This is a genomic window from Geobacillus sp. WSUCF1 (assembly GCF_000422025.1).
Taxonomy (GTDB): domain Bacteria; phylum Bacillota; class Bacilli; order Bacillales; family Anoxybacillaceae; genus Geobacillus; species Geobacillus zalihae.
The window spans coordinates 1-4,377 of record NZ_ATCO01000253.1; the positions used below are offsets into that span (position 1 = coordinate 1).

The 4,377-nt window shown below is 52.2% G+C and carries 4 protein-coding genes; 2 read left to right on the forward strand and 2 right to left on the reverse strand.

Features of this window, described 5'->3' with window-relative positions; genetic code table 11:
* Positions 1–70: 70 nt before the first annotated feature.
* Both I656_RS00450 and I656_RS00445 read right to left on the reverse strand, forming a co-directional pair.
* On the reverse strand, positions 71–1,441 hold the full coding sequence (locus I656_RS00450) for a PepSY domain-containing protein (protein WP_033006913.1): 1,371 nt from the start codon (positions 1,439–1,441) through the stop codon (positions 71–73).
* Between the two features lie 125 nt (positions 1,442–1,566).
* The gene (locus I656_RS00445) at positions 1,567–2,742 is read right to left on the reverse strand and encodes a response regulator transcription factor (RefSeq protein ID WP_015375774.1); all 1,176 of its coding nucleotides are present in this window, start codon (positions 2,740–2,742) and stop codon (positions 1,567–1,569) included.
* Positions 2,743–2,946: 204 nt separating this feature from the next.
* On the opposite strand from I656_RS00445, the gene I656_RS00440 reads away from it, so the two are divergent.
* Both I656_RS00440 and I656_RS00435 read left to right on the forward strand, forming a co-directional pair.
* Positions 2,947–3,537, forward strand: coding sequence for a DUF6230 family protein (locus I656_RS00440; RefSeq protein ID WP_015375775.1), 591 nt, complete (start codon positions 2,947–2,949; stop codon positions 3,535–3,537).
* A gap of 21 nt (positions 3,538–3,558) precedes the next feature.
* Entirely contained in the window at positions 3,559–3,984 is a 426-nt protein-coding gene (locus tag I656_RS00435; RefSeq protein WP_013144270.1) for a DUF6114 domain-containing protein, read from the forward strand.
* Positions 3,985–4,377 lie beyond the last annotated feature (393 nt).

Below are 4,377 nucleotides of genomic sequence, written 5' to 3' on the forward strand. Positions count from 1 at the left end.
AAAAAAACCCAACGTCGAGAAAAGAAAGCGGCCTGATGCTCAAGGACATTCAAGCCGCTTCCAAAGATGTTTACGCCGCTAGAAAGCGGCGAACGCTCGGAATCTTTTGCACAACAAAACGATCAAACAGCCAAATTGCGGCGAGCGACAAAGCAAATAACGGCATCACAATTCCTGCAGCGATCATGCCGCCCCACACCGTTTTCGCCGCTTGAGGGTCTTTCACCCGCGCCGGAGCGCCGAAACCGTCTTTCGGCTTGCGCTTGCGCCACATCACAAAGCCGCTGACGCCCAAAAACACAAGCCCGAGGCAAAAAACGAGATTGACGAGCTGATTGGCCAGCCCAAACAACCGCCCTTCATGGAACGCGATGCCAATCGTAATCGCTTTGGCCAATGCGCCGTAGTCGGAAAAGCGGACATCGCTCAGAACCCGTCCCGAATATTGGTCAATATGCAAGGTCGCGTTATCCCACGGCTTCGTCTTCGATGTCGCAACGGTAAACACCCCTTTTTCCCCTTGCGGCAGCGAAATGGTGAACGGCTTTTTCACCTTTTTCGCCTCCGCGATCGCATACACCTCATCGAGCGAAAGCGGGGCCGCCTTGCGCTTGCGAACAGAAGGCACAGGCAGTTGTTCGGCCGCCCATGGCACGTCTTGCGCCACTTCTTTGGTGACCACTTTCGATTCCGGCTTCAGTCCGAAGCTGAACGCAAACGGCGGATACCCGGTGTTTGTCGCCGTCGCCACCCGGTTGATGACCTCCCCCATGACCCCTGTCCACGGCATCCCTGTCACAATGAGCAGCAAAATCCCGATGCTCATCCATACACCGGTCACGGCATGCCAATCGCGCCAAGCCAACCGTTTTTTCGCCCACCAGCGCGGCCAAAACGTCCCGAGAACAGAGAATGATTGCCGCGGCCACCAAAGATAGAGGCCCGTGGCCAACAAAATAAAGCCCCAACAAGCCGCCAGCTCTACAAGACGGTTGGCCGCCGTTCCGCCAATCAATAGCTCGCTGTGGATTTTTTTCGCGATTTCCGTCCAATTCTCATCCGCGCGCAATGTCCCTTGAATCTCCCCGGTATACGGATTGACAAAGGCAAACACCATTTCTCCTTTGTCCATCATCCCGATTTTCACGGTCCGATTCGCTTCTTTCTCAAGCGTCACAGAGACAACGGAATCATGCGGATATTTCTCCTTGACCCGTTCCGTCAGCTCAACGAGAGACAGCCTTTTTTCCCCAACCTTGTCCACCTCGTACAAATGGCCGTACAGAGCCGATTCGATCTGCGGCTTAAACAAATAGACGGCCCCGCTCAACGCCAAAATGATCAGAAACGGCGCAAAGATGATCCCGGCATAGAAATGCCACCTCCAGACCACCGCATACATCGGCCGCTGTTTGTCCGCCGCCTTCACCGTTTGTTCCACAGTTTTCCCCCCTGCCATGTTTTCATGTTTTTCAGTAGGCAGTATAGAACAAAACTGTGTCCAAACGGTGAGCAATCGGCGAAAATGGTGTGAAATGAAACGGCCGGACAGACCAGTCCGCCTCGTCATCCAATCAACCCAAGACGCAGCGCTTTTGCCACCGCTTCCGTCCGATTTTTCGCGTTGAGTTTCCTTAAGGCGCTGGAAATGTAGTCGCGCACCGTAAATTCGCTCAAATAAAGCTGACAGGCCGCTTCCAATGTCGAGGCTCCGTCGGCGAGCAGCTTCAAAATCTCAATTTCTCTTGGCGACAAGGATTCCGCCATCCCTTCCCATTCTTTTTTTGGCGCCTTGATCCATTTCAACAGCAACTCCCCCGCGCTTTGGCCAAATTTCATCAGCGCGGGAAACAGGCGGCGGTCAACGGCAAAGAAGCGGCCCGGTCCGCGGTCGAGAACGACGCCTCCAATCATCCTCCCTTCCGTCGGCACATACACCGGAACGATCACCAGCGAGGCCAAACCGAACGGGTCCACATACAGGCGCGGAAACTGTTCGCTCGCCCTCGGCACATAAATCGGACGAAAATGGCGAAATTCATGCACTTCCGCTTTCAATTTCCCCACACTTTCTTTCAACATCGGAATGCTGTCCAATTCCACGCGCAAGCGCTGAATTTGCCCGTTGTCCACGCCATGCCCGTGCAGACCGATGGCTGTGCTCTCCTGATTGACAAATTGAAACAGAGCGCAGCGGCTGAAAGGAAGAAAATAGGAAAAACCAAAACAAATATGCGCCGCCGATTCCTCAAACGTCTGCGCCCGCAAAATCCATTCGTTGAACAAAATGACGGCGTCTTTCCACAAGGATTCTTTTTTCCACGAGGAATCGCGGCCGATTTTGAATGATTGCTCATTCATTTCATACAACAACCATTCATTCCATTTGAAAAACAAATACCGCACGGCTGGGTGCAGCGTAGCAGCCGCTGACGCATGCGCCTTCAACACTTGATGAACCGTATTTTCCATTAAATTTAGGGAAAATATGACCATCTCCGGATGAAACGCCGCAATGCGTTCGAGATGCCTATTCGCTGGGTGTTCGCCCCCGTACGGGAGCAATCTTGCCTGAACGAATGCGCACAGCGTGGAAAACACCTCTTGAACCCGCGCATTCCGCTTGCCAAGCGCTTCGCCGATCCGCTTCCATTCCCGGTTCACTTCCCTTTCATACTGCCGCAAAATATCCGAAGCCTCTCTCAGCAGTCGAAACAAATGATTGTGCAATTCTGTTGACAAGGCAACGCCCCCCTTTTTTGGTCGACCGTGTTCCCTCACTATTGTATTTTCGCAACGCGTGCGTTGATTCCTTCTCCCCTCTGCGACGAAGACGGGAAAAAACCCTACAAATGTAGGGATTTTATTTTATTTGAATTATTTTAATATTTAATTAAATCTATATTTAAAGCGCTTTCAATTTATGTGAAGGGGAGGAGAATGTTCATGAATATGGCCAGCCAATCACTGATTGTAGGAGGGCACACGGCCAAAAAACCGTTGCTTCTCGCCTTGCTCGGAGGATTTTTTGCCCTCACTCTTATGTTGTCCGCCTTCGGGCTGACAGGCGTCGCCTATGCCGTACCAATCAGCGGGGTCGGCGAATTCACTGTTCAGTTTGACAAGCTAAACGGCAGCGGGTTTAAAATGTACGGCGGCGTGGCGGAAGCAGGCAATGCGCCGCAGACGCCGGTCTTCGTCAATGAAATGGATAAAGCGACGATTCAAGGTCTTCGGATTTCGAAAGACTTCCCGGCCTTGGGCATTCGCGTCGTCATTGTCGCGAGCGAGCCTGTCTCCATTGACGGCCTCGTGCAAAAAGCGACGCAAATCAACGGCAACATCTCCTTCGGCAGCTTGACGATGAAAGAAAGCTATGTCGGCGATACGAGCAACCCAGTCGAGAAAGCGGCCAAAGAATTCACACAAGGAGCCGACAGCATTACGATCGAAAACGGCGATATCAAAACCGTCTACTTATTCCAGCAAAAAGTATCGCTGCCGGGCATGAAAGTGTACTTTGAAAAACTCAACTAATTTCAGTAAGGATGAGAAACATTGGGCATCATTCGTTCTAGCTGGCAGGCGTTCGGTCGCTGGCGGAAACGCCGCCCGTTTTGGGGGGCGACGTTTCTCTTGTTATCAAGCCTTGTGATTTTATGGATTCCGATGCAGCTATACGAAATTTCTCTCGTTCCCGGAAGCATGGTGTTCGCCGGCTTTTTCCTTGGCGGCATGGTCATGTTGATGGGGATTCTTTCCTACGCCATGCCGCGGCTATCCACCTTGCTCGGCATCATCGGTATGTTCAGTGCCATTCTGTCGATCATGGGCGCCTTGGGCGGCTTCTTAGTCGGCACGATTCTCGGCATCATCGGCGGGGCGCTTTGCATCGCCTGGCGCCCGCAATGGGCCGAAGCCGACACTCCTGCCGCTCATCGTGAAGCAGCGGCAGACAAAGAGCCATCCGCCGCAACCGACTAACAGGCGCCGATCGCTCGGCCGAACGAAGCGAAAGATTCGCTCGTTCGGCCTTCTTTTTTATCTCTTTTTCCCGATCACGAATCCATTCATCATGAACAAACGAGGCGCATATTCATATTATGGGCCCATCATCGCTGCAGAACAAGATCGGCGCTAGAGCTGAGGCCGCCTCCGAAGATTCTAGGCATCCATCCTCGCGCTAGATACACGCTGGAAGGATGCCCAAATGCCTCTTGTCCCTTTGGCATCAAGGGATGAGAGGCATTTTGTTTACTTAGTCACTGTCGAACTCGGTATACAATGCAAGGTAAAAACGCGGTGCAAAATTCGTGCAAAATTTTTTCGTATTCTATCGTTTTTTGGGGATTCCCAAAAAATGAAAAACGACTGCAA

Bases quoted from the DNA above. Each gene is read 5' to 3' on its own strand.
- I656_RS00440 (WP_015375775.1), top strand. From the start codon at position 2,947: ATGAATATGGCCAGCCAATCACTGATTGTAGGAGGGCACACGGCCAAA.